Genomic DNA, 24,873 nt, shown 5'->3' with positions numbered 1-24,873 from the left:
CGGTGCGGCGGGCCCTTCGCTATGCCTCCCGCAGGGCCTTGGCGAGGGTCCCGTCGCCGGTCACGGTGATCCGGCCGTCCCGTACCGCGTCCGGGACGCTCAACTCCCCTCGCGCCACCGCCGTACAGGTGCCGGTGTCCAGCTCCAGACGCGCGTCGGGCTCGGCCGGTGCGGGGCCCTCACCGTAGACGGGTCCTTCCTCGGCGCCCGCGTACAGGTGGAACTCCCCCTCCTCCAGCCGCACTTCGACGAGCCCTTCTCCCGGCAGGAAGTTCAGCAGCGGCAGCGCGAACCAGTGGGCGCGTACGGCGTCGGTCGGCCGCCGCTCGCCCAGCTCGGCCCGGCCCCACGCCCCGAGGGCCTGGAGGACCGGCAGCAACTGCCGTCCGCGCGGGGTGAGTTCGTAGACGTAGGCCGCGCCGGGCGGGGGCAGCCGGCGCCGGGTGGTCAGCCCGTCCCGTTCCATGTCCTTCAGCCGTGAGGCGAGCACGTCGGTGCTCACGCCCGGGAGATCCGCGTGCAGGTCGGTGTAGCGGCGCGGACCGGCCAGCAGTTCGCGGACGATCAGCAGGGTCCAGCGGTCACCGACGACATCGAGGGCGCGGGCGGCGGAACAGTACTGGTCGTAGCTTCGGCGTGGCGACATGGAACGCAGTCTAGACATGTCATTGGACTTTCCAAGCGCGGACTTGGTAAAACCAAGTAACACCAGATACCGGAGGGGCGCGCGCATGGAGTTCCGGCAGTCCAACAAGCTCAGCGAGGTCTGTTACGAGATCCGCGGCCCGGTGATCGAGCACGCCGACGCACTGGAGAAGGCGGGCCACAGCGTGCTGCGCCTGAACACCGGCAACCCCGCGCTCTTCGGCTTCGAGGCGCCGGAGGAGATCCTCCAGGACATGATCCGGATGCTCCCTCAGGCGCACGGCTACACCGACTCCCGGGGCGTCCTGTCCGCCCGCCGGGCCGTCGCCGGGCGCTACCAGACCCTGGGCCTGGAGGTCGACGTCGACGACGTCTTCCTCGGCAACGGCATCTCCGAGCTGATCTCGATGGCCGTGACCGCGCTGGTCGAGGACGGCGACGAGATCCTGATCCCGGCGCCCGACTTCCCCCTCTGGACGGCCGTCACCACCCTCGCGGGCGGCAAGGCGGTCCACTACCGCTGCGACGAACAGGCCGACTGGTACCCGGACCTGGACGACATGGCGGCGAAGATCACCGACCGCACCAAGGCCGTCGTCATCATCAACCCGAACAACCCGACCGGCGCCGTGTACCCGAAGGAGATCATCGAGGGCATCCTCGACCTCGCCCGTCGGCACGGTCTGATGGTCTTCGCGGACGAGATCTACGACCAGATCCTGTACGACGACGCGGTCCACCACTCGGCCGCCGCCCTCGCCCCCGACCTGGTCGTGCTGACCTTCTGCGGACTGTCGAAGACCTACCGGGTGGCGGGTTTCCGCTCGGGCTGGCTGGTCGTCACCGGCCCCAAGCAGCACGCCAGGAACTACCTGGAGGGCCTGACCATGCTGGCCTCCATGCGGCTGTGCGCCAACGCGCCCGCGCAGTACGCCATCCAGGCCGCGCTGGGCGGCCGCCAGTCCATCCACGAGCTGACCGCGCCGGGCGGCCGGCTGCACGAACAGCGCACCGTGGCCTGGGAGAAGCTCAACGAGATCCCCGGCGTCTCCTGCGTCAAGCCGAAGGGCTCGCTGTACGCCTTCCCGCGCCTGGACCCCAAGGTCCACCGGATCCACGACGACGAGAAGTTCGTCCTGGACCTCCTCCTGCGCGAGAAGATCCAGGTCGTCCAGGGCACCGGCTTCAACTGGCCCACCCCCGACCACTTCCGCATCCTCACCCTCCCGCACGCCGAGGACCTGGAGGCGGCGATCGGCCGCATCGGCCGGTTCCTCAGCGGGTACCGCCAGTAGCCTGGGGGCCATGGGTGATCTTCTTCTGGTGCGGCACGGTGAGACCTCGTGGTCCCGTTCGGGGCGGCACACCGGTCTGACGGACGTGCCGCTGACCGAACAAGGGCGCGAGGAGGCGCGGCGGCTGGTGCCGTTGATCCGCTCGCACCGGATCGGTGCCGCGTTCGTCAGCCCGTTGCAACGGGCCCGCGAGACGGCCGAGCTGATCGGCCTGACCTCGCACCGGATCGATCCCGACCTGCGGGAGTGGGACTACGGCGGCTACGAGGGCATCACGACCGTCGAGATCCAGCGGGAGCGGCCCGGCTGGTTCCTGTTCACCGACGGGGTCGCGCCGGGTCCGCCGGAGCACCCCGGGGAGAGCCCCGCGCAGGTCGGGGAACGCGCCGACCGGATGCTGGCCAAGGTCGACGCCGCGCTCGCCAACACCGAGGGCGTCGTCGTCCTGGTGGCGCACGGTCACTTCCTGCGGGTGCTCACGGCCCGGCGGCTCGGGCTGCCGCCGGCGAACGGCGCGCTGTTCCAGCTGGCCACCGGCACCGTGTGCCGGCTGGGCACCGAGCACGGGCGGCCGGTGATCGCGGGGTGGAATGTCAGACCCGGGTCGTAGCCTTCGAAGCGGTGGGGAAACCGCTTGAGGGGAGCACGCCGTGACACGACCGCCGACCGCCGCGCAGCGGCGTGTGCTCGACTCCGCCGACCCGGTCACCGGGCGGCTGCGCGGTGGCACGGAGACCCAGCTCGCGGCCCTGGTCAAGCGCGGGCTCGCCTTCCGGCATCCCCGGCCGCCGCACGATCACTTCCTGACCCCGGCGGGCCACCGGATACGGGAGACGGCGGACGTCCCGGCGGTCCCGGCCGTACGGGCGCCCGCCGCCGGGTCCGGGGTGTTCGCCGCGCGCATCGGCGGCGAGGAGGAACCGCCCGCCGGCGGTCCGGCCCGGCTGCGCGAGGTGCGCGGTGCCTGGGAAGGGCTGGTGGAGCTGCGCCGGATGACCAACCCGGACGGCGCCACCGACCGGCCGTGCGGCTGGGAGCGTACGCATCTGGTGCAGGCCGCCGCGCTGGCACTGGAGGCGGCCGGGCACCCGCCCGCCGGACCCGACGGCACCGGCGGCTACCGGGTGCGGGCCACCCCGCAGCCGGAGGCGGTGGCCGTGCACCGGCCCGATGCCGAGGGTCTGCGCGCGTGCGCGGCGACTCTGGAGCAGGGGGGCTGGCAGGTGAGCGAGCACACCGATCCCCGTACCCGCGCGCGATATCTGCTGGCGTCACCGCGCCGGACGTGAGGAGGATGCCACGATCACCGCACAGGGCATCGACGACGAAAAGAGGAAGTCCGTGAGCGAGCCGTTCTCCGTCCGGATCACCGTCCGTGGCTACGAGACCGACGTACAGGGTCACCTCAACCAGAGCGTGTACCTCAACTACGCGGAGCACGCCCGCTGGTCGCTGCTCCAGGCGGCCGGCATCAGCCAGACGGGACTGATCTCCCAGGGGATCGGACCGGTCGCCCTGGAGACGACCATCCGCTACCAGCGCGAGCTCCTGGCGGGCGACGAGGTCGACGTGTCCTGCGCCTTCGTGTGGGGCGAGGGCAAGACCTTCCGCATCGAGCAGACCATCACCAAGGCGGACGGCACCGTGGCGGCCGAGGTCACCGGCGTCGGCGGGCTGCTGGACCTGACCGAGCGCCGGCTGGTGGCGAACCCGCAGGACTACTTCAAGGAGCTGGCCACCGACCCGGGAGCGTTCGGGCTCTGAGACTGGCGAATGCGGCGGGGGCGGTGACCGGCCCCCGCCGCCTCCCTGTTGAAGGGCCCTCGGTTCAGGACGTCGCCGGGGCCGTTCGGGGCGGGCCCGTGAGTTCTTCGCCTGATTCCATCGGGTGGGTGACGTCCTCCGCGTCCTGGTTCCTGCCGAGGTGGTTGAAGACCAGGTTCAGCAGCACCGCCACCACACAGCCCGTCGAGATGCCCGAGTCCAGGACGATCCGGGCGGTCTCCGGGAAGGCGTGGTAGAACTCCGGCGCGGAGATCGGGATGATGCCGACCGCCAGCGAAACGGCCACGATCAGGACGTTGTTGTCCTTCTCCAGGCCGGCGCGGACCAGGGTCTGGATACCGCTCGCCGCGACCGAGCCGAACAGCACCACGCCCGCCCCGCCCAGCACCGGCCGCGGTACCACCGCGATCAGCGAGGCGGCCATCGGGCACAGCCCCATCAGGACCAGGAAACCGCCGCCCGCGGCCACGACGTACCGGCTGCGGATCTTCGTCATCGCGACCAGGCCGATGTTCTGGGCGAAGGCGCTGCACATGAAGCCGTTGAAGAACGGGCTGATCGCCGAGCCGAGGGTGTCGGCGCGCAGGCCCGCCGCGATCGTCTTCTCGTCGGCCGGGCGGTCCACGATCTCGCCCAGCGCCAGCATGTCCGCGGTGGACTCGGTCATCGAGACCACCATCACCACGCACATCGAGATGATCGCGGCGACCTGGAACTGCGGCGCCCCGAAGTGGAACGGTGACGGGAACCCGATCACGCTCGCCTCCGCCACCGGGCCGAAGTCCGTGACACCGAACGGGATCGCGATCAGGGTGCCGCCGACCAGGCCCAGCAGCACCGCGATCTGCTTGACGAAGCCTCGCGTGAAGCGGCGCAGCAGCAGCACCAGGAGCAGTGTCACGGCCGCCAGCGTCAGGTTCGTACTGGAACCGAAGTCGTCCGCCGCGGGGTTGGGGCCCTGCGCCCAGCCGAAGGCCACCGGCAGGAGCGAGACGCCGATCAGGGTGATCACCGTGCCGGTGACCACCGGGGGGAAGAAGCGGACCATCTTGCTGAAGAACGGGGCCGCTATGAAGCCCAGCAGTCCCGCGACGATCACCGCCCCGAAGATGATCGGCAGCGCGTCGGACTTGTCGTCGGTGGCGGCGACGATCGCGGTCATGGGGGCGACACCGGCGAAGGTGACGCCGTTGACGAAGGGCAGCCGGGCGCCGATGTTCCAGATGCCGAGCGTCTGGAGGAAGGTCGCGAGGCCGGCCGTGAAGAGGCAGGCACCGGTGAGGAAGGTCAGTTCGGTGGCGCTGAGACCGACGGCCGCACCGACGATCAGGGGCGGGGCGACGACGCCCGCGTACATGGCGGCCACATGCTGCAGGCCGGTGGTCGCCATTTTCAGGGCGGGGAGTTTCTCGTCGACGGGGTGGGCGGACACGGGCGGCTCCTCCGGTCGGTTAACAGCACGTCGGCTCTGACGTGGGTTTCAAGGAGGTGGTGCGCGGTCGTGCGGGACCGTTGAAAACCGTGGAACGTTGAAGAGAGGACGGGAGGCCGTTCCGGGGCGCACACGCTTGTGGGCGCCCCGGAGACGGCCGCCATGGACCCCGCTCGGGTCCACGGCCACCGGTCGAGGGCCGTCCCCCTCGACCGGAGATCTTCAACCGGTCAGCCCTGCGCGGCGATCCGCGCCAGGCGCTGCGCCTGCTCCCGGGTGGAGCGGGCGATGGTGTCCTCGTCGACCGTGAGCAGCCGGTTGTCCGCCACGATCTGCTCGCCGCCCACGAAGGAGGCGGTCACCGGGGCCGCGGCGCCGAAGACCAGCGCGGTCACCGGGTCGGCGATCGAGGCGTGGGCCAGCGTGTCGAGCTTCCACAGCACCAGGTCGGCCAGCTTGCCCGGCTCCAGCGAGCCGATCTCGGCCGCGCGGCCGAGCACCTGGGCGCCACCGTGGGTGCCCAGGCGCAGCGCCTGACGGGCGTTCAGGGCGGCCTCGCGGTGGGCGCCGAGGCGGTTGATGAGCAGCGCGTTGCGCAGCTCGGTGTGCAGCTCGCCCGACTCGTTGGAGGCCGTGCCGTCGACGCCGAGGCCGACCGGGACGCCGGCCGCCAGCATGTCGGGGACGCGGGCGATGCCGGCCGCGAGACGGGCGTTGGACGAGGGACAGTGGGCGACACCGGTCTTGGTCCGGGCGAAGGCGGCGATGTCGGAGTCGTTCATGTGGACGCAGTGCGCCATCCACACGTCCTCGCCGAGCCAGCCGGTGGACTCGAAGTAGTCGGTCGGGCCCATGCCGAACAGCTCGTGGCAGAACTTCTCCTCCTCGACCGTCTCCGAGCCGTGGGTGTGCAGCCGTACGCCGAGGCTGCGGGCCAGCTCGGCGCCCCGGCGCAGCAGGTCGGTGGAGACGGAGAAGGGGGAGCAGGGTGCGACGGCGACCTGGGTCATCGCGTCGAAGGAGGCGTCGTGGTGCTCCTTGACGGTGGCCTCGGTCGCGGCGAGCGCGCCGTCCAGGGTCTCGACGGCGAAGTCCGGGGGCAGGCCGCCGTCCTTCTCGCTGCGGTCCATCGAGCCGCGGGCGAGGGTGAAGCGGACGCCCATCTCGCGGGCGGCGCGGATGATCGAGCCGGACAGGTCGCCGGAGCCCTGCGGGAAGACGTAGTGGTGGTCCATCGCGGTGGTGACACCGCCGCGGGCCATCATGGCCAGCGAGCCCTGCGCGGCCGAGTACGTCATCTGCTCGTCGATGCGCGCCCAGGTCGGGTAGAGGGCGACGAGCCAGTTGAAGAGGTTGTGGTCGGTGGCCAGGCCCCGGGTGATCCACTGGTAGAAGTGGTGATGGGTGTTGACCAGGCCGGGGGTCACGAGGTGGCCGGTGGCGTCGATGCGCCGGACCACGTTCTCCAGGCCGTCGGGGGCCCTGCCCGCGCCCAGCGCCTCGATGCGATTGCCGTTGAGGACGACGTGACCCGAGGCGTACTCGGTGTCGTTCGCGTCGACGGTCGCGATCGCACAGTTGTCGATGACGATGCGCTGGTTGGCTGCCATGGTTCGTCCTTTGCGCTGTTGTGGAGAGGGCACGGCAGGACCCGGGAGATTTGAGTGCCGCGGCCGGGTGCACAAGTCCCGGCCGCGGGTGCCGAGATGGTGTTGCTAGAGGTTGGTGAGGTCCACCGGAATCCTCGGCTCGCAGCCGTCCCGCAGGATGGTGGCCTCGATCAGGCCGTAGGGGCGGTCCGCGGCGTAGTAGACCTCGTTGTCGTTCTTCAGCCCGAACGGCTCCAGGTCCACCAGGAAGTGGTGCTTGTTCGGGAGCGAGAAGCGCACCTCGTCGATCTCGCTGCGGTTGTTGATGATCCGCGAGCCCATCTGGTACAGCGTCTGCTGCAGCGAGAGCGAGTAGGTCTCGGCGAAGGCCTGGAGCATGTGCTTCTTCACCTGCTCGTAGGACTTCTCCCAGTTGGGCATCTTCTGCTCGTCGTCGGTCCAGTTGAACCGCCAGCGGCCGGAGACCTGGGTCGCGAGGATCCGGTCGTAGGCCTCCTGGAGGGTCGTGTACTTGTCCTTGACGTAGCCCCAGAACTCGGAGTTGGTGGAGTTCATCACGGTCAGGTCCTTCAGACCCGAGACGACCTCCCACGACGAGCCGTCGTAGGTGATCTGCGTGACGCGGGTCTCCTGGCCCTGGCGCACGAAGGAGTGCTTGACCTCGTCGGCGCCGATGAACCGGGAGTTGGCGTCGGAGGTCGCGATCCGCTCCCAGGCGTACTCCTCGATGCGGATCCGCGCGATCTCGATCGGCTCCTGCGAGGTGACGAAGTGCCGGGCGAGGTGGATGCCGAACTGCTCGGCCGACTCGATGCCGTACTCCTTGGCGAACGCGTACACCGTGTTCTTGGTGGTGTCGGTCGGCAGGACATTCGCATTGGAGCCGGAGTAGTGGACCTCGTCCATGTCGCCGCTCAGCGCCACGGATACGTTGAGGTCCTTGATGTGATGGGTGGCGCCGTCCCGCGTGATCTTGACGACTCGGTTCTCGGCCTTGCCGTACTGGTTCTGTCCCAGGATGGTGGGCATTTAGCTAGCTCCCTCGGTAAACGGAGTAGCCGAACGGGTTGAGCAGCAGCGGTACGTGGTAGTGCTCGCCCGGCACGACGGCGAACGTGATCGCCACCTCCGGGAAGAACACGGCGGCACCGCTGTCCCGATTCGCGGGGGCGTCCTGCTGCGCATCGGCTTGCTTCTTCTCGAAGTACGGCTCCACGGCGAAGTCGAGCCGTACGTGGGTGGTCCCCTCCGGCAGGGCGGGGAGGTCCTTGCACCGGCCGTCCGCGTCGGTCGCGGAGCCGCCGAGCGTCCGCCAGTCGCCTCCTTGCCCGTACTGGGCGGACCGGCCGCCGCGGGCCGAGAGCTCGACGGCGACGCCCTCGGCGGGGCGGCCGGCGCTGGTGTCCAGGATGTGCGTGGACACGGAAGCGGTGGTGCTGGTGCTCATGGTGTCAGGCTTCCTCTTCGACGAGTCGGGCCAGTCGGATGCGGTTGATCTTCCCCAGCTCGGTGCGGACGATCTCGCGCTCCTGCTCCGGCGCGTTGCCGATCCGCTCCTTGACCGCGTCGCGCATCTGCTCGCCGGTGCGGCCGGTGGCGCAGATGAGGAAGACATGGCCGAACTTCTCCTGGTAGGCCAGGTTCAGTTCGAGCATCTCCGCCTTGAGCTCCTCCGCGGCGCCGGCCATGCCGCGCTGTTCGCGGGCGGACGTCGGATCGCCGGGCTTGGGGCGGCCGATCGGCGGGTGGCCGGCCATCGCCTCTTCCAGGTCCGCGGTGGTCAGCTCGGCCATCGCGGCGTCACTGGCGGAGTACAGGTCCTCCACGGTGGCGTACGGGCGGGCGGCGAGAAGCCGCTCGGCCCACGCCCGGGAGGCGCACGCCTCGTGGAGCGCGGCGAAGGCCGCGTGCTCCTCCAGGGCGTTGAACCGGACCAGGCCCGGCGTGGATGTGGACGTCACGGGAGCCTCCGTGGCCTTGTGCTGAACGGGCTGCCGATAGCTAACGCCCTGCGCGACACCACGTCAACACTTTGTTGAAAATTCCGGGTAACGAAACCCGGAGCCCCCCGTCAGGCCCCTTTCTCGCGGTTCAGGTAGTTGTAGACGGTGAAGCGGCTGACACCCAGGGCGCCGGCCACGGTTTCCACGCCGTGCCGCACGGAGAAGGCGCCGCGCGCCTCGAGTATCCGGACGACCTCCTGCTTGGACTTGCGGTCCAGGTCGGCGAGCGGCTTGCCCTGCTTGCGCTCCATGGCGGCCAGAATGTGGTCCAGCGAGTCCGCGAGCTGGGGCAGGCGTACGGCGACGACGTCGGCGCCCTCCCATGCGAGCACCACGTCCTCGGGCCCGGCCTCGTCGGGCGGCAGCATCTCGCCGCCCATGGCGTCGACCAGCGGCTTCACGGCCGTGATGAAGGGTTCGACGTTCACCGCTCCCCCTCCTCGACCACGTTGACCTGGAGCGATACCCGGGTGGCGCCGGACTCCAGGGTCTTGCGCAGCAGCGCGTCCACGGCGCTGAGGACGGCGTCGGCGCTGCCCTCGGCGGTGTTGCCGAACGGGCCGACGTCCACCGCGTCCAGCTCGGCCGCCTCGATGACCTCGCGGGCCACGACCGCGTGCGCGGGGGCTTCGTCGAGGTCGAAGGGCTCGGTCGTGAATTCCACTCTCAGTCGCACGCGCTCAACCTAACGCGCGCCGCCGCTTTCCGCCGACCCCTCTTGACAAGCTCGAACACCCGACGGCAATCTTCCAGTAAGCAGAAAAGAACTTCCGTCATACGGAATCTCGACAACGGAAGGGAGCGCCGGACCCCATGGGATTCGCAGAGCAGCGCTTCAACGTCAACCTGTCGATCCTCTTCACGGAACTCCCGCTCCTGGAGCGCCCCGCGGCCGCCGCCGCGGCCGGCTTCACCGCGGTCGAGCTGTGGTGGCCCTGGATCGACTCCCCCACCCCCGAGCGGTCCGAGCTCGACGCCCTGAAGAAGGCGATCGAGGACGCGGGCGTCCGGCTCACGGGCCTGAACTTCTACGCCGGACAGCTCCCGGGCCCGGACCGCGGCGCCCTGTCGGTGCCCGGCGAGGAGTCGGAGAAGTTCCGCGCCAACATCGACGTGGCCGCCGACTTCGCCGCCTCCCTCGGCTGCACGGCGCTCAACGCGCTCTACGGCAACCGCGTCGAGGGCGTGGACCCGGCCGAGCAGGACGCGCTGGCGCTGGAGAACCTGGTCCTCGCGGCCCGGGCCGCCGACCGGATCGGCGCGATCCTGCTGATCGAGGCGCTGAACCGGCCCGAGTCGCCGCGCTACCCGCTGGTGTCGGCCCCGGCCGCGGTGGGCGTCGTCGACAAGGTCAACGCCGCGACGGGCCTGGGCAACGCCAAGTTCCTCATGGACCTCTACCACCTGTCGATGAACGGCGAGGACCTGCCGGCGGTGATCGAGCAGTATGCCGCGCAGACCGGCCACGTGCAGATCGCCGACAACCCCGGCCGCGGCGCCCCGGGCACGGGTTCGCTCCCCCTCGAAGACCTCCTCGACCAGCTGCAGAAGGCGGGTTACGACGGCTGGGTCGGCCTCGAGTACAAGCCGGGCGACCGCCCGAGCGCCGAGGCCTTCGACTGGCTGCCCCGCTGACCCCCCTGACCGAAAGGCACACCCTCATGAGCAACGCACTCCCCAAGATCGCCTGGATCGGCCTCGGCATCATGGGCTCCCCCATGTCCGAGAACCTGATCAAGGCGGGTTACGACGTCACCGGGTTCACGCTGGAGCAGGACAAGCTGGACCGGCTGGCCAAGGCCGGCGGCACCGCGGCCGGTTCGATCGCCGAGGCCGTCAAGGACGCGGACGTGATCATCACGATGGTCCCCGCCTCCCCCCAGGTCGAGGCCATCTCCTACGGCCCCGACGGCATCCTCGAGAACGCCCGGTCCGGCGCCCTGCTGATCGACATGTCCTCGATCACCCCGCAGACCTCCGTGGACCTGGCCAAGGCCGCCAAGGACAAGGGCGTCCGCGTGCTGGACGCCCCGGTGTCCGGCGGCGAGGCCGGTGCCATCGAGGCCGTACTGTCGATCATGGTCGGTGGCGAGCGGGCCGACTTCGACGAGGCCAAGCCGGTGCTGGAGGCCCTCGGCAAGACCATCGTGCTGTGCGGTCCGCACGGCTCGGGCCAGACCGTGAAGGCCGCCAACCAGCTGATCGTCGCCGTGAACATCCAGGCGTGCGCCGAGGCCGTGGTCTTCCTGGAGAAGTCGGGCGTGGACCTCAAGGCAGCGCTGGACGTCCTCAACGGCGGCCTGGCCGGGTCCACCGTGCTGACGCGCAAGAAGGACAACTTCCTGCAGCGCGACTTCAAGCCGGGCTTCCGGATCGACCTGCACCACAAGGACATGGGCATCGTCACCGACGCCGCCCGCAACGTCGGCGCGGCCCTGCCCGTCGGCGCCGTGGTCGCCCAGCTCGTCGCCTCCCTGCGTGCGCAGGGCGACGGCGGCCTGGACCACTCCGCGCTGCTGCGCGCGGTCGAGCGCCTCTCCGGCGCCCAGGTCTGAGGACCTGCCGAGAACTCCGGGCGGCGTCGCCGCTGACACCTGTCCTGTCGCGCCCAAGCGGCGGCGCCGCCCGGAATCCACTGCAACAGACCGTTGAGTATCTTCAACAAACTGTTGACGCCTTGTTTGCCCCCTCCTAGGCTCCACGAAGCGGAAACAGGTTTCCGCTGACTCCCGCACGGAAGGTCCACGATGTCGAAGCGCGTGCTCACCACCGAGTCCGGCGCCCCGGTCGCCGACAACCAGAACTCCGCCTCCGCCGGCGTCGGCGGTCCGCTGCTCCTCCAGGACCAGCACCTCCTGGAGAAGCTCGCCCGGTTCAACCGTGAGCGCATCCCGGAGCGCGTCGTGCACGCCCGCGGCAGCGGTGCCTATGGCTACTTCGAGGTGACCGACGACGTCAGCGGCTTCACCCACGCCGACTTCCTGAGCGCCGTCGGCAAGCGCACCGAGGTCTTCCTGCGGTTCTCGACCGTGGCCGACAGCCTCGGCGGGGCGGACGCGGTCCGCGACCCGCGGGGTTTCGCGGTCAAGTTCTATACCGAAGAGGGCAATTACGACCTCGTCGGGAACAACACCCCGGTGTTCTTCATCAAGGACCCGATCAAGTTCCCGGACTTCATCCACTCGCAGAAGCGCGACCCGTTCACCGGCCGGCAGGAGCCGGACAACGTCTGGGACTTCTGGGCGCACTCCCCCGAGGCGACGCACCAGGTGACGTGGCTGATGGGCGACCGCGGCATCCCGGCGTCGTACCGCCACATGAACGGCTACGGCTCGCACACCTACCAGTGGACGAACGCCGAGGGCGAGGCCTTCTTCGTCAAGTACCACTTCAAGACCAACCAGGGCATCCGCTGCCTGTCCGCCGAGCAGGCCGCCGAGACCGCGGGCAAGGACCCCAACTCGCACCAGACGGACCTGCTCCAGGCCATCGAGCGGGGCGTGAACCCGTCCTGGACGCTGTACGTGCAGGTGATGCCGGCCGCCGAGGCGGCGGAGTACCGCTTCAACCCGTTCGACCTGACCAAGGTCTGGCCGCACGCCGACTACCCGCTGCAGCGCGTGGGCCGCCTGGTCCTGGACCGCAACCCCGACAACGTCTTCGCCGAGGTCGAGCAGGCCGCGTTCTCCCCGAACAACTTCGTCCCGGGCATCGGCCCGTCGCCGGACAAGATGCTCCAGGGCCGCCTGTTCGCCTACGCCGACGCGCACCGCTACCGCCTGGGCGTCAACCACACCCTGCTCGCCGTGAACGCCCCGCGGGCGACGAGCGCGCGGAACTACGGCCGGGACGGCCTCATGGCCGCCAACTCCCAGGGCCGGTACGCCAAGAACTACGAGCCGAACTCCTACGACGGCCCGGTCGAGACCGGCCGTCCGCTGTCCGCCCCGCTCGCGGTGTCCGGGTACACCGGCACGCACGAGGCCCCGCAGCACACCAAGGACGACGACTTCTTCCAGGCCGGTGAGCTGTACCGGCTGATGTCCACCGAGGAGAAGTCCCGGCTGGTCGCGAACATCGCCGGGGGCCTCTCCCAGGTCTCCCGCGACGACGTGATCGAGAAGAACCTGGCCCACTTCCACGCCGCCGACCCGGAGTACGGCAAGCGCGTGGAGGAGGCGGTCCGCGCCCTGCGCGAGGACTGAAAGGCTCCCTGACCGCGTCCGAGCGGCCGACAGACCCGGATGAGGGGTGGTCGATCGGCTTCGGACGCGGGTCAGGGTGAGGACCGCGGCGGTGTGCGAGCCAGTGCGGTGGTGAAGGACCGGGACCCCTTCTCGACCTGAGGGAAGGGTGTTTCAGGCTCCGTCGCGACCGCCGCGGTCCCGAAAACCCGCACGCCTCACCGGCCGACAGGCGCCGGATACGGACGGTCCCGTATCCGGCGCTTGTCGGCGTTCCCGGCGTGCGGAACCGCCCCTGGCGCAGCAGGCTGAAGACATGGCACAACCGACGCAGCAACCGCACATCGTGGTCCACTCCCCCGCCCTGGACGGCTCCCGGCGGGTCACCGCGGGGGACGAGACCCTCGGCATCGCCTCGCACATCGACGACGTCGCCGAGTTCCTGCGGCTGGCCGACCTGTACGTCACCGATGTCTCGGAGAGCGACCTCGTCGAATGGCAGGGCGGCGGCCCCGAGGAGTGGCCGGGGCTCTCGGAGCCCCACGGGACGCACGGGACACCGGGGACGTGAACCGTCTACGCCGCCGTCCGTAGCCCGGCTACGCAACCCTCAAATCAACCTCTGAACCCGCGCCCGGGGGCTTCAACCGCCCCCGGGCGCGGGCACATTCTCGGAACACGGGGCCCGCCGGCACGGGGGCGGCGGGCTCCGGCGGGCCACACACCGGTCAGGGGTGTCCGGGCGGCCCGCGGAACACGGGGGCGTCCTGAGGCCCGCCGGTACGGGGGTGTGCGGCGGGCCTCAGGACGGGAACGGCGAAACGGGGGAACGACGAAGGGGCAGCCCACCTCACGGGTGGGCTGCCCCTGGTCGAGCCGGTCGGTGTATCAGACCTTCAGCGTCTTGACCGCGGTCGGCGCATGGCCGGGCTCGGTCGCGATCTCCTCGAACTCCACGACGTTGCTGATGTCGTTGGTGGTCGACATCGAGATGTTGGTGACGCGCTCCAGGATCGCCTCGACGACGACCGGCACCTGGAACTCGGCGGCGAGCTTCTTGGCCTGCTCGAAGGCCGCGCCGAGCTCCGCCGGGTCGGTCACCCGGATCGCCTTGCAGCCGAGCCCCTCGGCGACCTTGACGTGGTCGACGCCGTAGACGCCCAGCTCGGGCGAGTTGATGTTCTCGAACTCCAGCTTGACCTGGAAGTCGATGTCGAAGGCCCGCTGCGCCTGGCGGATCAGGCCGAGGTAGGAGTTGTTCACCAGGACATGGACGTACGGGATCCGGTGCTGCGCCCCGACCGCCAGCTCCTCGATCATGAACTGGAAGTCGTAGTCGCCGGAGAGCGCCACCACGGACGCCTCCGGGTCGGCCTTGGCGACACCCAGCGCGGCCGGGATCGTCCAGCCGAGGGGGCCGGCCTGGCCGCAGTTGATCCAGTGGCGCGGCCGGAAGACGTGCAGCATCTGGGCGCCGGCGATCTGGGAGAGGCCGATGGTGGAGACGTACCGGGTCTCCGGGCCGAAGGCCTTGTTCATCTCCTCGTAGACGCGCTGCGGCTTGATCGGGATGTCGTCGAAGTGGGTACGGCGCTGCAGCGTCGCCTTCCGCTCCTGCGCGGAGGCCGCCCACGCCGAGCGGTCGGGCAGCTTGCCGGCCGCCTTCAACTCCCGTGCCACCTCGACGAACAGCTCGAGCGCCGCCTTCGCGTCGGAGGCGATGCCGTAGTCCGGGGCGAAGATCTTGCCGATCTGGGTGGGCTCGACGTCGACGTGGACGAACTTCCGGCCGGCGGTGTAGACGTCCAGCTTGCCGGTGTGCCGGTTGGCCCAGCGGTTGCCGATGCCGAGGACGAAGTCGGACTCCAGGAAGGTCGCGTTGCCGTAGCGGTGCGAGGTCTGCAGGCCCACCATGCCGGCGTTCAGCTCGTGGTCGTCGGGCAGCAGGCCCCAGCCCATCAGGGTGGGGACGACCGGGGTGCCGGTCAGCTCGGCGAACTCCACCAGCAGATCGGCGGCGTCGGCGTTGATGACACCGCCGCCCGCGACGATCAGCGGCCGCTCGGAGGCGTTCAGCATCCCGAGCGCCTTCTCGACCTGGGCGCGGCTCGCGGCCGGCTTGTAGACCGCCAGCGGCTCGTACGTCTCCGGGTCGAACTCGATCTCGGTGAGCTGGACGTCGATCGGCAGGTCGATCAGGACCGGGCCGGGACGGCCGGAGCGCATCAGGTGGAAGGCCTGCTGGAAGACGCCGGGGACCTGCGCGGCCTCCAGGACGGTCACCGCCATCTTCGTGACCGGCTTGGCGATCGAGGCGATGTCGACGGCCTGGAAGTCCTCCTTGTGGATCACGGCGGTCGGCGCCTGGCCCGTGATGCACAGGATCGGGATGGAGTCACCGATCGCGGAGTACAGACCGGTGATCATGTCGGTGCCGGCCGGTCCGGAGGTTCCGATGCACACCCCGATGTTGCCCGCGTGGGTGCGGGTGTAGCCCTCGGCCATGTGCGAGGCACCCTCGACATGCCGGGCGAGGGTGTGCTGGATGCCGCCGGACGCCTTGAGCGCCGCGTAGAACGGGTTGATCGCCGCGCCCGGCACACCGAACGCGTTGCTGACGCCCTCGCGCTTGAGGATCTCAACTGCCGCTCGGGCAGCGGTCATTCGAGCCATTGAGTACTCCTGCTTCGGCTGTCGGATTCGCATCCCCGTCGCGCCCCGCGGTTGAGCTCTTCCGTATTGCGGAAAGTCTTTTCTACTATCTGGAAGCAATGTAAGTGGGAGGACGAAGCCCGTCAAGAGACGGACAAGCGGGGGCGCGCTGGAGCACCATGGGTGCCATGCCCCAGAGCGTGGCGGTGCGCTGCCCGGCCTGCAGTCATGAGCACCAGTACGCGGCCGTGGCCTATCCGTGCGCCTGCGGTGCCCCGGTCGCCCCGCCGCTGGATCCGCGCGGGGTCCCGGTCGCCGTCCGCCACCGGGCCTGGGCCGAGGAGTGGGTGACCGTCCGGTGCGCCGCCTGCGGCCGGAGCGGCCAGTGGCCCCGCCCCGAGCTGGGCTGCCCGTGCGGCACGGTCCTGCGGATCCCGGTGACGGGGACGCTCTCCTCGGCCGGTCCCGCCGCCGCTCCCCCGGCCTCCGGCGCGCGTACGCCCGTGCCGCCCCGGTGCCGGGCCCCCTTCGTGCCGGTGCCGATCCGCACCGCCCGGGACGCCGTCACGGCCGCCGCCCTCTACCTGCGCTGGCTCGGCTACCGGGACATCCGCCGCGCCGACCAGCGGCCCCCCGCCGGCATCGGACTCGCCGCCCCTGGCCTGCTCGCCCAGGTCGACCCCACCGTCCGCCCGGCCTCGGTTCGGGACGTGGAGTGCCTGTGGCTGACCGCCATGGCCGAGTCGGCGCGCTGCGTCTACTTCTCCCTGGCCGGATACGCCACCGAGGGCCGCGTCCGCGCCGACGCCCTCGGCGTCCCGCTGTTCGTCCTGGACCTCGCGGGCACCCCGCAGCCGGTCAACGACCACGCCGACGCGCTGGTCTCCCCCGCCCGCTGACCGCCGCGCACACGAGAGCGCCGGCTCCCCGCGGTGCGGGGAGCCGGCGCCTCGGCGGTACGGGTTACGGGGTGACGCAGCCGATCGAGCCGACCGGATGGTTGTTGCCGGTGGAGGTGGCGGTGAAGCCGAAGTTCACGCTGCCGTCCGGTGCGACGGTCCGGTTGTGGTCGACGTTTCTGACCGTGACCGTGCCGTCGGATCCGGTACTGAGCGTGCCGTTCCAGACCTGGTTGAGCTTGGTGCCGGTGCCGAGCTGCCAGCGCACGGCCCAGCCGTTCATCGGTGCCGTGTTGTGGTTCATCACCTGGACGGAGCCCTGGAAGCCGCCGTTCCAGGCGTTCGTCACCGAGTAGACGGCCATGCAGCCGCTGTGCGGGTTGGTCGGGGTGGGCGTCGGCGTCGGGGTCGGCGTGGGCGTCGGCGTGGGCGTCGGGTTGCCGCCCGAGCCGCGGATGCCGGTCACCTCGCCGTTGCCGCCGTCGAAGACGATGTCGGAGCAGGAGAAGAAGTTCTCCTGGCTGTCCGAGCGCACCCACTGGATGAACAGCACCGCGTCGCCCGAGCGGCCCGCGGGCAGGTTCAGGTTCCAGAAGTAGTGACCGGAATCGCTGCCCACCGAACCCGACTGGGCGGGGTTGGTGACGGTCTGGATGAGCTCCAGGTCGTTCCAGCCCAGCGGGCTGCTGGGCGAGTAGCCGGGCTTGGACAGGTACACCCGGAAGTCGCCCGGGTGGGCCGCCCAGTTGCTGTACCGGACCTGCATGCTCTTCCCGGAGGTCAGATGCGTGCGGGGCCAGTCGGCGCGGGCGGCGTTGTAGCCGGTGAAGTTGTACGGGGAGCGGTCACCGGCACTGCACAGCTTGCCGTCCGGCACGTACCCGGGGCCGCGCCCGCCCGCGTTGGAGTCGAGCACGGCGAACCAGTTGTACAGCGCCGTAGAGCCGCTCTCGGCCAGCGCGGCCTTGCACGCCGGGTTCGTCGGGTCCAGGGCGCCGGTGCCCGTCTTGGCGTCCTGATAGCAGAGATACGTCCGCGAGCCGGGCATCATCGCCACCCCGTGGGCCTGCGCGCTGCCCTGGCCGAGCAAGGCCAGACCGAGTCCGCTCAGCAGGGTGGCGAGCACCGCCGCCCAGGAGAGGAGCCGGTTTCTGCGTCGAACCATGGTGCCTCCTGTCGTTCCTTGGCTGTCCGCTGTGGAGCCCCCGCCCGCCCGGGGAAGAGATCGCTCCGGGCGGGCGGGGGAGTGTGGGGAGGTACGCGGATCAGGCGGGCGGGGTGCCCCAGGCCAGGGTGGTGCCGAGGTAGCCGGGGATCGCCGGGGCGTCGGTGTACGAGGTGGCGGTGGTGCGGCTGTGGTCGCCGACCTCGTTGAACGCGGACCAGTCGGACTTGGCCATCCGGAGCTGGAGGTCACCGGTGTCCCGGCCCGCGGCCAGCGAGCCGGCCGAGAAGGCGACCTCCAGATAGGCGTCGGCGCCCGCGACCGGGGTGCTCAGCGGGACGACCCTGAGCTTGACGTTGGAGCAGCCGACCGCGGCGTAGTCGCACCAGGCGTTGACGGTGGGCGAACCGCCGTCCCGGGTGAAGTAGTAGCGGGCGGTGACCTTGGTCAGGTCCAGGGCGGCGCTGCCGGTGTTGGTGATCCGCAGGCCGGGGCGGATGGCGTTGTCGGTGGCCGAGGAGTCGTTGTTCTTGTAGGCGATCTTGAGGCCGCCCGCCGGGTCGGGGCCGCCGCCGCCCGTCTCGGTGGTGACGCTCAGCGCGGTGGAGGCGGCGGAGACGTTCCCGGCCGCGTCGAGGGCCCGCACGGTGTAGCTGTAGGCCGTGGCGGCGCTCAGCCCGGTGTCGGTGTACGTGGTGCCGGCGGCCGGCGCCGAGCCGACCCGGGTGCCGTTGCGGTACACGTCGTAGCCGGTCACGCCCACGTTGTCGGTGGCCGCGGTCCAGGCCAGGGAGACACTGCTCGCGGTCTTGGCGGTGGCCCGCAGTGCGGTCGGGGCGGTCGGGGCGGTGGTGTCACCCGGGTCGGTGCCGCCCGTCGGGACGGCCGGGTACGCGTTGCGCACCAGCATCGCGAACTGGTTGTGGAACCAGTGCCCGGCCAGCGGCGCGTCGGGCAGTGCCCCCGTCTTGTTGTTGCCCGCGTTGGGCGCGGTGTAGTCGGGGTTGCACATCGGGTCCTGGCGCTTGCCCTCGTCGTTCGGGATGTCCTTGCTGGCGCCGTCCGACTCACCCGGCGGCTTGACCCACAGGAAGGCGTCGAGGTGCGAGTCGGGGTATCCCGCGGGCGAGGCCTGCGGCGGCTGCCCGATGCCGGCTCCGCTCACGTTGCACCACAGTCCGCGGTGGGTACGGCGGTCGGCCTTGGACTCGGTGACGTAGGTGTCGAGCGTGGTGCTGGTGCTCTCCGCGGTGGGCCGCGCGGCGCCGCCCCAGCCGTTGCGGGAGGTGTCGATCACCATGCCGGTGGAGGCGGGCCAGCCCGCCGCGACCAGCGCCCGGTGTACGTTCTTGGTGAAGTCGGCCTCGTCGAAGTTCGGGTTCCACTCGTAGAACTTGCTCGACTTGACCATGTTGCCGCCGACCGTCTTGTCGGGGTTGGTCAGGAAGGGCTCCTCCAGCGGCGTGTAGTTGGCGACGTTGGTGATCAGGCCGTCGACGCTGCTCAGACCGGCCGCGGTGCCCCTGGCCACCTCGGTGTACTGCTGCACGGTCTGGGTGAGGTTGGTGTCCCAGCCGAGCCAGCCGGAGTGCGCGTAGTCCAGGTACGTGTATACGTTCGGGATCGCGTGCAGCTTGTCCAGGGCGTACTGGATGCCCTTGACGTACAGACCGCTGCTCTTGACCTGGGCGCACTCGGGGTCGGCGGTGTTGGTGACCAGGTTGGGCAGGCTGTCGGGCTCGATGACCGTGGTGATGCGGATGTCCTGGTACTTGGGGTTCTTGAAGACGTTCGCGATGACGTCGATGTACTCGGTCTTGTAGCGGTCCAGACCCGCCTGGGTGGCCGGGAGTTCGCCGTTGGAGGCGAGGGCGGCGCAGTCCCGTCCGGGCAGGTCGTACACCACGATGGTGGCGGTGATCGGCTGTCCGGGCTTCTTCTGGGCAAGTGCCAGGTCGAGATGGTCGGCGAGGCTCTTGCGTCCGGCGTTGGCGGCACCGCCGTGGATGGCCGCGATCCGGTCCAGCCAGACGGCGGTCGGATAGTTCTTGACCTTCTCCATCTTCGCCTTGAGCGTGGCGTCGGAGGTCTGCGCGATGGACGTGTCCACGTGCTCGGCGTAGTCGGGGTTGATGTAGAAGGTGGCCCCGGCGAAGGGGTTGTCGACATGTGCTTCCGCCGCTGCCGCGGGCTGTCCCGCGATCTGGCCCGCCACCCCGAGCATCAGGGTGGCCAGGGCGGTGGCCAGGGCTGCCGACCGTCGTCGGCGCCTGCGCGGCCGCATGGCGCCGTCGGCTCTGGTCGGTTCGGTCATCGTGCCCTCCTCGGTGGTACGTGCGGATGTGCGGTCGTACGTCAGGAGCCGGTGCACTGCGGAGCGGGCGTGCCCGCGCCGCCGTTCGCGGTGAAGCCGAACGAGGTGGTGGCGCCGGGTGACAGGGCGCCGTTGTGGGCGGCGTTGCGGACGGTCGCGCGGCCCTGGGCCACGGTCAGCGAGCCGTTCCACAGGCTGTTGACGGTGGAGCCGCCCAGGTCCCAGGCGACGGACCAGCCGGTGAGCGGGCCGCTGCCGGTGTTCTTGACGGTCATCTCCGCCTGGTAGCCGCCGGACCAGGCCGAGACGACCTTGAACTGGGCGGTGCAGGACTTGGGTTGCGGCTCCGGGTCCGGGTCCGGATCGGGGTCGGGGTCGGGAGCGCTGCCGTAGGTCAGGCCGTGCCCGTACGCGAAGAGCGGGCTCTTGCCGTCGCCGTCGTTGATGGGCTGCTGGGAGGCACTGCGCATCCACGTCACGGGGAGCTTGCCGGTCGGGGCGTGGTCGCCGAAGAGCACGTCCGACACTCCGGCGCCCTCGGTGCCGGGCAGCCAGGCCGCCAGCAGGGCGCGCCAGTCCGGGAGTTGGGCGGCGATGTCGAGCGGGCGTCCGGAGACCAGGACGACCACGACGGGCACACCGCTGGCCTTGAGCCGGCTGAGGGTCTGCAGATCCTCCTGGTCCAGCCCCATGCCGCCGGGCCGGTCGCCGTGCATCTCGGCGTACGGGGTCTCCCCGATCACCGCGACGGCGGCGGTGTAGCTGCCGTCGATGCCGTTGCCGTAGCGGTCGTAGGTGATCCGGGACGGGTCGGTCGCGGCGGCGCGGATGCCCTGAAGGACGGTCGTGCCCTCGGTGACGGGCCCGCTGCGGCCCTGCCAGCCCATGGTCCAGCCGCCGCTCTGGTTGCCGATGTCGTCGGCGGACTTGCCGGCCACGAACAGCTTGGCGTTCTTCGCCAGCGGCAGGATCGCGCCGTCGTTCTTCAGCAGCACCTGCGACTGCCGCACCGCCTGCCGGGCCAGCGCCCGGTGCTCCGCGGAGCCGACGGTCGGGGTCAACGACCGGTCGGTGAGCGGCTTTTCGAACAGGCCGAGCTGGAACTTCTTGGTGAGGATGCGCCGGTTGGCGTCGTCGACGCGGGCCAGGGGGATCCGTCCGGCGTTCACCTCGCCGCGCAGCAGGGTGAGGAACCTCTTGTAGTCGTGCGGGACCATCACCATGTCGACGCCGGCGTTGACGGCCGTGGCGATCTCGGCGCCGGTGAAACCGGTCTGCCCGTCGAGCTTGTCGACCGCGGCCCAGTCGGAGACGACGAAGCCGGTGAAGCCCAGCTCGCCCTTGAGCACGTCGGTGACCAGGTACTTGTGCCCGTGCGAGCGGACGCCGTTCCAGCTGCTGTAGGACAGCATGACCGAGCCCACGCCGCGGCGTACCGCCTCCTGGAAGGGCGGCAGGTGGATCGCGCGCAGCTCGGCCTCGGACAGCTCGGTGTTGCCCTGGTCGACGCCTCCGGTGGTGCCGCCGTCGCCGAGGTAGTGCTTGGCGGTGGCCAGCACCGACGCCGGGTCGCCGCCCAGGCTCGTGCCCTGCATGCCGGTGACGAACGTGGCCATGGAGGTGGCCAGTTCGGGCTTCTCCCCGAACGACTCGTAGGTGCGGCCCCACCGGTCGTTGCGGGCCACGCACAGACAGGGCGCGAAGGACCAGTCGATGCCGGTGCCGGCCACCTCCTCGGCCACCGCCCGTCCGATCCGCTGCACCAGCGCCGGGTCACGGGTGGCGCCGAGGCCGATGTTGTGCGGGAAGAGGGTGGCGCCGCGCACCGCGTTGTGGCCGTGCACCGCGTCGATGCCGTAGATCATCGGGATGCCGAGCGGGGTGCCGAGGGCGGTGCGCTGCAGGGAGTCGTAGGTGTCGGCCCAGGTCTGGGCGTTGTTGGGACTGACCGCCGAGTCGCCGCCGGAGAGCACCGAGCCGATGCGGTAGGTGGCGAGGTCGGACTGCGGGACGAGCGCGTCCTTCTCGATCTGGGTCATCTGCCCGAGCTTGTCGTCGAGCGTCATCCGGGAGAGCAGATCGGCGACCCGCTGGGGCACCGGCACGGAGGGGTCCTGGTACGGCAGCGCGGCGGCGGCCGCCGGGACCTGGGCGGGCGGGGCGGCCGCGAGGCCGGTCAGGGCGAGGGTCGCGGCGCACAGCGCGGCGACGAGGGCGGGGCGGCGGGTCCGGGAACGCAGGGGCACGGGAGGGCTGGCGGACACGGTGCGGCTCGGGCTCATGGAGTGCGGCCTTTCCGGGTGCGGGCCGGAGGGGCGGATGTGGTGCCGGGGCCCGCCCCCGTCGGTGCGGGAAGGCGGGGCGGGCCCCGGAGGAGGCCGGTGCGGCGCACCGGCGGGGTCAGGCGCTGGTGCAGGCGGTGCCGTTCAGGGTGAAGGCGCCGGGCTTGGCGAAGGTGCCGCTGTAGGTGCCCTGGAAGCCGAAGGTCTGGCTGCCGCCGGCGGCGATCTGCGCGTTGTGCGCCACGGGAGTCGCCGTCACCGCGCCGGAGGAGCCGGACAGGGTGGCGTTCCAGGAGTTGGTGACGCGCTGCCCGGAGGGCAGGGTGAAGCCGAGCTGCCAGGTGTTGAGGGCAGTGCTACCGGTGTTCTTGACCGTGACGTTGGCGGTGTAGCCGCCCTGCCAGACGCTGGTCGCGTAGGTCACCTGGCAGGCCGTGGCCGGCCCACCGGGGCCGCCCGGGTCGCCGCCGCCCCCGAGGTTGACGGCGGAGGAGAAGGAGTTCACCGCGAGTCCGGCGCCGTTCTGCCACGGCTCGAACCCGGCCTGGACGCTCGTCAGGTACCAGTTGTTCTGCGCCATCCCCCGGGCGACGGTCTGGTCGACGAAGTCCATGACGTCGAAGCTCCAGCTGCTGATCGCCGAGGGAGCGACGAAGGAGATCACGTCGTTGTGGCCGTTGCTGCCGGTCCACACCTCGAAGGTGCGGCCGCCGACGGTGGCGTTGCCCACCGGCGAGCCGATCGGCTGGATCGGGCCCACCCGGTTGAACCAGATCATGATCTCGGTCCGGTTGACGCCGTCGGTGCGGGGCGTCGGGTCCAGCCAGATGTCGTACGAGGCGTTGTACACGGCATTGGAGACATAGCCGTAGGAGATGCTGCTGGGGGCGCTGGAGATGGTGCTGATCTGCGCCGGAAGGTTGGTGCCCGGCGAACAGTTCGTGTAGTGGCAGCCGTTGAACACCGACGGGTACGACTTCGGGGCGCCGTTGGTGGGCACCGAGCCGTCGGCCTGGGTGAGGCGGAAGCCGGTGTCGGTGGCGGTGACGCACTGGGTGGCGCTGGTGCCCCAGCGGTTGTTCTGGACGACGTAGCGGCCCTGGATGACGGTCGAGCCGTACTGCTCGCAGATCGTGGTGTCGGCCTGGGCCGGCGGTGCGGCGACGAGAAGAGCCGCGACGGCGGCGAGAGCGGACAGCAGCGCGGCGAACAGGCCGCGCGCGGGGCGGGGACGGTGCGGTAACAGTCGCATGCGGGTGGCCTCTCTCGGAGATGGCGCCGGTCATTCGGGGCCGGTACGGGAGCGCTCCCAACTCCCCACTGATGGGAGCGCTCCCACCCCACCGGTTCGGTCCGGACTGTAGGAGTCCGTCCATGTTCCTGACAACCCTGCGCGCGCGAATGCATCGAATGGATTTCGAAGTCGCAGGTCACAGGGACGCATTCGCAACGCCCAAACGGGCTCCGGGACTTGGGAGCGCTCCCGAAACTTTCGCTCGTACCCTTCGACGGCCCTCAGGCCGAGTCGCGGACCACCAGCCGGGTGCGCAGGATGACGTGGCGCCAGGCCACCTCGGGTTGCTCGCCCTCTTGCAGTTCCTCCCTCAGCAGCCGCACCATGGTCCGGCCGATCTCCTTCAGCGGCTGCCGGACCGTCGTCAGCGACGGATCGGTGTGCCGGGCGAGCGGGAAGTCGTCGAAGCCGATCACCGCGACGTCCTCGGGCACCCTGCGGCCGGCCGCCCGCAGCACGCCCAGCGCACCGGCCGCCATGGTGTCCGAGGCGGCGAAGACGGCGTCCAGGTCCGGGTGCCGGGCGAGGAGTTCGGCCGTCGCCCGGCGCCCGCTGTCCTCGGTGAAGTCACCCTCGGCGACCAGCGAGGCAGCGGCTTCCAGGCCGGCGGCGGCCAGCGCCTGCCGGTACCCGCGCAGCCGGCACTGGGTGACGTACATGTCGAGCGGCCCGGTGACGGCGGCGATCCTGCGGCGCCCCCCGCGCAGCAGATGCTCGACCGCGCCCCGGGCGCCGCCGACGTTGTCCGCGTCCACGTAGGTGACGTGCTCGTCGCCCGAGCGGCGGCCGAGCAGCACCGTGGGCAGTCCGGCCTCGGCGAGCATGTCCGGCAGCCGGTCCTCGGCCCGTACGGACATCAGCAGGACCCCGTCCACCCGCCCGCCGCGCGCGAACTCCACGAAGCGCCGCCGCTCGACGTCCGTGCGGACCAGGGTGAGCAGCAGTTGCATCGAGGTGTCCGCGAGGGCGTCCCCGACCGAGCGGATGATCTCGGAGAAGAAGGGTTCCCCGAACTGCCGCCAGTCCCGTTCGGTCAGCGCCAGCGCCACCGCGTCGGCGCGCCGCCCGGCCAGTGAACGGGCCGCCAGATTGGGCACGTAGCCCAGTTCGTCGATGGCCCGCTCGACGGCCCGGCGCGTGGACTCCTTCACGCCCGCCGCGTTGTTGATGACCCGCGAGACGGTGCCGCGTCCGACACCGGCGAGAGCCGCGACTTCCTCCAGCGTCGGCGAACCGGGGCGCTGCCTGCCCATAACCACCCCCAAGGGCACCCGATCTTACGGGCCGCGCCCGCTGTGATCGAAGACCCCGCA

Annotated in this window: 23 protein-coding genes; 9 read left to right on the top strand and 14 right to left on the bottom strand. The window is 70.7% G+C overall.

What is annotated here, in order from left to right; genetic code table 11:
- Positions 1–19 precede the first annotated feature (19 nt).
- Positions 20–646 (bottom strand): winged helix-turn-helix transcriptional regulator, encoded by a 627-nt coding sequence (locus ACWD11_RS28010; RefSeq protein ID WP_451286292.1) that lies wholly within the window; start codon positions 644–646, stop codon positions 20–22.
- A gap of 85 nt (positions 647–731) precedes the next feature.
- Between ACWD11_RS28010 and ACWD11_RS28005 the strand changes: the two genes are divergently transcribed.
- From ACWD11_RS28005 to ACWD11_RS27990, 4 genes are read left to right on the top strand one after another with little or no spacing between them, the layout of a single operon-like run.
- Positions 732–1,940, top strand: coding sequence for a pyridoxal phosphate-dependent aminotransferase (locus ACWD11_RS28005; protein WP_389420541.1), 1,209 nt, complete (start codon positions 732–734; stop codon positions 1,938–1,940).
- A 10-nt stretch (positions 1,941–1,950) separates the two neighbouring features.
- On the top strand, positions 1,951–2,550 hold the full coding sequence (locus tag ACWD11_RS28000) for a histidine phosphatase family protein (protein WP_389420540.1): 600 nt from the start codon (positions 1,951–1,953) through the stop codon (positions 2,548–2,550).
- 40 nt (positions 2,551–2,590) lie between these two features.
- Positions 2,591–3,229, top strand: a complete 639-nt coding sequence (locus ACWD11_RS27995) for a hypothetical protein (protein ID WP_451286289.1) — start codon at positions 2,591–2,593, stop codon at positions 3,227–3,229.
- A 52-nt stretch (positions 3,230–3,281) separates the two neighbouring features.
- Positions 3,282–3,704, top strand: coding sequence for an acyl-CoA thioesterase (locus tag ACWD11_RS27990; RefSeq protein ID WP_451286287.1), 423 nt, complete (start codon positions 3,282–3,284; stop codon positions 3,702–3,704).
- Positions 3,705–3,768: 64 nt separating this feature from the next.
- On the opposite strand, the gene ACWD11_RS27985 is transcribed toward ACWD11_RS27990, so the two are convergent.
- The 7 genes from ACWD11_RS27985 to ACWD11_RS27955 form a co-directional block, all read right to left on the bottom strand.
- Positions 3,769–5,157 carry a nucleobase:cation symporter-2 family protein gene (locus tag ACWD11_RS27985; RefSeq protein WP_451286285.1) on the bottom strand — a complete coding sequence of 463 codons (1,389 nt, stop codon included), beginning with the start codon at positions 5,155–5,157 and terminating at the stop codon, positions 3,769–3,771.
- Positions 5,158–5,387: 230 nt separating this feature from the next.
- On the bottom strand, positions 5,388–6,767 hold the full coding sequence (locus ACWD11_RS27980; protein WP_389420536.1) for an 8-oxoguanine deaminase: 1,380 nt from the start codon (positions 6,765–6,767) through the stop codon (positions 5,388–5,390).
- Between the two features lie 105 nt (positions 6,768–6,872).
- Positions 6,873–7,796: a factor-independent urate hydroxylase gene (gene pucL, locus ACWD11_RS27975; protein ID WP_389420535.1), complete on the bottom strand. Its 924-nt coding sequence runs from the start codon at positions 7,794–7,796 to the stop codon at positions 6,873–6,875.
- 4 nt (positions 7,797–7,800) lie between these two features.
- On the bottom strand, positions 7,801–8,214 hold the full coding sequence (gene uraH, locus ACWD11_RS27970) for a hydroxyisourate hydrolase (RefSeq protein WP_389420534.1): 414 nt from the start codon (positions 8,212–8,214) through the stop codon (positions 7,801–7,803).
- Between the two features lie 4 nt (positions 8,215–8,218).
- Positions 8,219–8,728 carry a 2-oxo-4-hydroxy-4-carboxy-5-ureidoimidazoline decarboxylase gene (gene uraD, locus ACWD11_RS27965; RefSeq protein ID WP_451286283.1) on the bottom strand — a complete coding sequence of 170 codons (510 nt, stop codon included), beginning with the start codon at positions 8,726–8,728 and terminating at the stop codon, positions 8,219–8,221.
- A 110-nt stretch (positions 8,729–8,838) separates the two neighbouring features.
- The gene (locus ACWD11_RS27960) at positions 8,839–9,150 is read right to left on the bottom strand and encodes a helix-turn-helix domain-containing protein (protein ID WP_389420600.1); all 312 of its coding nucleotides are present in this window, start codon (positions 9,148–9,150) and stop codon (positions 8,839–8,841) included.
- Positions 9,151–9,194: 44 nt separating this feature from the next.
- Positions 9,195–9,446 (bottom strand): thiamine-binding protein, encoded by a 252-nt coding sequence (locus ACWD11_RS27955; protein ID WP_389420532.1) that lies wholly within the window; start codon positions 9,444–9,446, stop codon positions 9,195–9,197.
- A gap of 137 nt (positions 9,447–9,583) precedes the next feature.
- On the opposite strand from ACWD11_RS27955, the gene ACWD11_RS27950 reads away from it, so the two are divergent.
- The 4 genes from ACWD11_RS27950 to ACWD11_RS27935 all read left to right on the top strand — a co-directional run bounded on the left by ACWD11_RS27950 (position 9,584) and on the right by ACWD11_RS27935 (position 13,525).
- Positions 9,584–10,405 carry a TIM barrel protein gene (locus ACWD11_RS27950; protein WP_389420531.1) on the top strand — a complete coding sequence of 274 codons (822 nt, stop codon included), beginning with the start codon at positions 9,584–9,586 and terminating at the stop codon, positions 10,403–10,405.
- A 26-nt stretch (positions 10,406–10,431) separates the two neighbouring features.
- Positions 10,432–11,325, top strand: a complete 894-nt coding sequence (locus ACWD11_RS27945) for a 2-hydroxy-3-oxopropionate reductase (protein ID WP_389420530.1) — start codon at positions 10,432–10,434, stop codon at positions 11,323–11,325.
- A gap of 192 nt (positions 11,326–11,517) precedes the next feature.
- A complete protein-coding gene (locus tag ACWD11_RS27940) occupies positions 11,518–12,975 on the top strand; it encodes a catalase (RefSeq protein WP_451286280.1) in 1,458 nt (485 codons plus the stop codon).
- A 295-nt stretch (positions 12,976–13,270) separates the two neighbouring features.
- On the top strand, positions 13,271–13,525 hold the full coding sequence (locus ACWD11_RS27935) for a hypothetical protein (protein WP_389420528.1): 255 nt from the start codon (positions 13,271–13,273) through the stop codon (positions 13,523–13,525).
- A gap of 317 nt (positions 13,526–13,842) precedes the next feature.
- Here the strand turns inward: ACWD11_RS27935 and gcl are convergent, their stop codons facing one another.
- On the bottom strand, positions 13,843–15,627 hold the full coding sequence (gene gcl / locus ACWD11_RS27930; RefSeq protein ID WP_389420527.1) for a glyoxylate carboligase: 1,785 nt from the start codon (positions 15,625–15,627) through the stop codon (positions 13,843–13,845).
- Positions 15,628–15,785: 158 nt separating this feature from the next.
- Here gcl and ACWD11_RS27925 point away from each other — a divergent pair, with 158 nt between their 5' ends.
- Entirely contained in the window at positions 15,786–16,505 is a 720-nt protein-coding gene (locus ACWD11_RS27925) for a hypothetical protein (RefSeq protein ID WP_451286278.1), read from the top strand.
- Positions 16,506–16,569: 64 nt separating this feature from the next.
- On the opposite strand, the gene ACWD11_RS27920 is transcribed toward ACWD11_RS27925, so the two are convergent.
- From ACWD11_RS27920 to ACWD11_RS27900, 5 genes are all read right to left on the bottom strand, one after another.
- A complete protein-coding gene (locus ACWD11_RS27920; RefSeq protein WP_451286276.1) occupies positions 16,570–17,670 on the bottom strand; it encodes a lytic polysaccharide monooxygenase in 1,101 nt (366 codons plus the stop codon).
- A 100-nt stretch (positions 17,671–17,770) separates the two neighbouring features.
- The gene (locus ACWD11_RS27915) at positions 17,771–19,984 is read right to left on the bottom strand and encodes a glycoside hydrolase family 6 protein (protein WP_451286274.1); all 2,214 of its coding nucleotides are present in this window, start codon (positions 19,982–19,984) and stop codon (positions 17,771–17,773) included.
- A 41-nt stretch (positions 19,985–20,025) separates the two neighbouring features.
- Positions 20,026–22,266 carry a glycoside hydrolase family 3 N-terminal domain-containing protein gene (locus ACWD11_RS27910; RefSeq protein WP_451286272.1) on the bottom strand — a complete coding sequence of 747 codons (2,241 nt, stop codon included), beginning with the start codon at positions 22,264–22,266 and terminating at the stop codon, positions 20,026–20,028.
- Positions 22,267–22,384: 118 nt separating this feature from the next.
- Positions 22,385–23,518 (bottom strand): GH12 family glycosyl hydrolase domain-containing protein, encoded by a 1,134-nt coding sequence (locus ACWD11_RS27905; protein ID WP_389420522.1) that lies wholly within the window; start codon positions 23,516–23,518, stop codon positions 22,385–22,387.
- A 263-nt stretch (positions 23,519–23,781) separates the two neighbouring features.
- Complete coding sequence (locus tag ACWD11_RS27900; protein WP_451286270.1) at positions 23,782–24,813, bottom strand: LacI family DNA-binding transcriptional regulator; 1,032 nt, start codon at positions 24,811–24,813, stop codon at positions 23,782–23,784.
- Between the last annotated feature and the right edge of the window lie 60 nt (positions 24,814–24,873).

The sequence above is a fragment of the Streptomyces sp. NPDC002776 genome (genome assembly GCF_053592195.1).
Note: the sequence above shows the minus strand (reverse complement) of the source record. Positions and strands in the feature narration are given on the sequence as shown.

Coding starts and splice junctions, on each gene's coding strand:
- ACWD11_RS28010 (WP_451286292.1), bottom strand. CDS start 646: ATGTCGCCACGCCGAAGCTACGACCAGTACTGTTCCGCCGCCCGCGCC.
- ACWD11_RS28005 (WP_389420541.1), top strand. CDS start 732: ATGGAGTTCCGGCAGTCCAACAAGCTCAGCGAGGTCTGTTACGAGATC.
- ACWD11_RS28000 (WP_389420540.1), top strand. CDS start 1,951: ATGGGTGATCTTCTTCTGGTGCGGCACGGTGAGACCTCGTGGTCCCGT.
- ACWD11_RS27980 (WP_389420536.1), bottom strand. CDS start 6,767: ATGGCAGCCAACCAGCGCATCGTCATCGACAACTGTGCGATCGCGACC.
- pucL (WP_389420535.1), bottom strand. CDS start 7,796: ATGCCCACCATCCTGGGACAGAACCAGTACGGCAAGGCCGAGAACCGA.
- uraH (WP_389420534.1), bottom strand. CDS start 8,214: ATGAGCACCAGCACCACCGCTTCCGTGTCCACGCACATCCTGGACACC.
- ACWD11_RS27960 (WP_389420600.1), bottom strand. CDS start 9,150: ATGGGCGGCGAGATGCTGCCGCCCGACGAGGCCGGGCCCGAGGACGTG.
- ACWD11_RS27950 (WP_389420531.1), top strand. CDS start 9,584: ATGGGATTCGCAGAGCAGCGCTTCAACGTCAACCTGTCGATCCTCTTC.
- ACWD11_RS27945 (WP_389420530.1), top strand. CDS start 10,432: ATGAGCAACGCACTCCCCAAGATCGCCTGGATCGGCCTCGGCATCATG.
- ACWD11_RS27940 (WP_451286280.1), top strand. CDS start 11,518: ATGTCGAAGCGCGTGCTCACCACCGAGTCCGGCGCCCCGGTCGCCGAC.
- ACWD11_RS27935 (WP_389420528.1), top strand. CDS start 13,271: ATGGCACAACCGACGCAGCAACCGCACATCGTGGTCCACTCCCCCGCC.
- gcl (WP_389420527.1), bottom strand. CDS start 15,627: ATGGCTCGAATGACCGCTGCCCGAGCGGCAGTTGAGATCCTCAAGCGC.
- ACWD11_RS27925 (WP_451286278.1), top strand. CDS start 15,786: ATGGGTGCCATGCCCCAGAGCGTGGCGGTGCGCTGCCCGGCCTGCAGT.
- ACWD11_RS27920 (WP_451286276.1), bottom strand. CDS start 17,670: ATGGTTCGACGCAGAAACCGGCTCCTCTCCTGGGCGGCGGTGCTCGCC.
- ACWD11_RS27915 (WP_451286274.1), bottom strand. CDS start 19,984: ATGACCGAACCGACCAGAGCCGACGGCGCCATGCGGCCGCGCAGGCGC.
- ACWD11_RS27910 (WP_451286272.1), bottom strand. CDS start 22,266: ATGAGCCCGAGCCGCACCGTGTCCGCCAGCCCTCCCGTGCCCCTGCGT.
- ACWD11_RS27905 (WP_389420522.1), bottom strand. CDS start 23,518: ATGCGACTGTTACCGCACCGTCCCCGCCCCGCGCGCGGCCTGTTCGCC.
- ACWD11_RS27900 (WP_451286270.1), bottom strand. CDS start 24,813: ATGGGCAGGCAGCGCCCCGGTTCGCCGACGCTGGAGGAAGTCGCGGCT.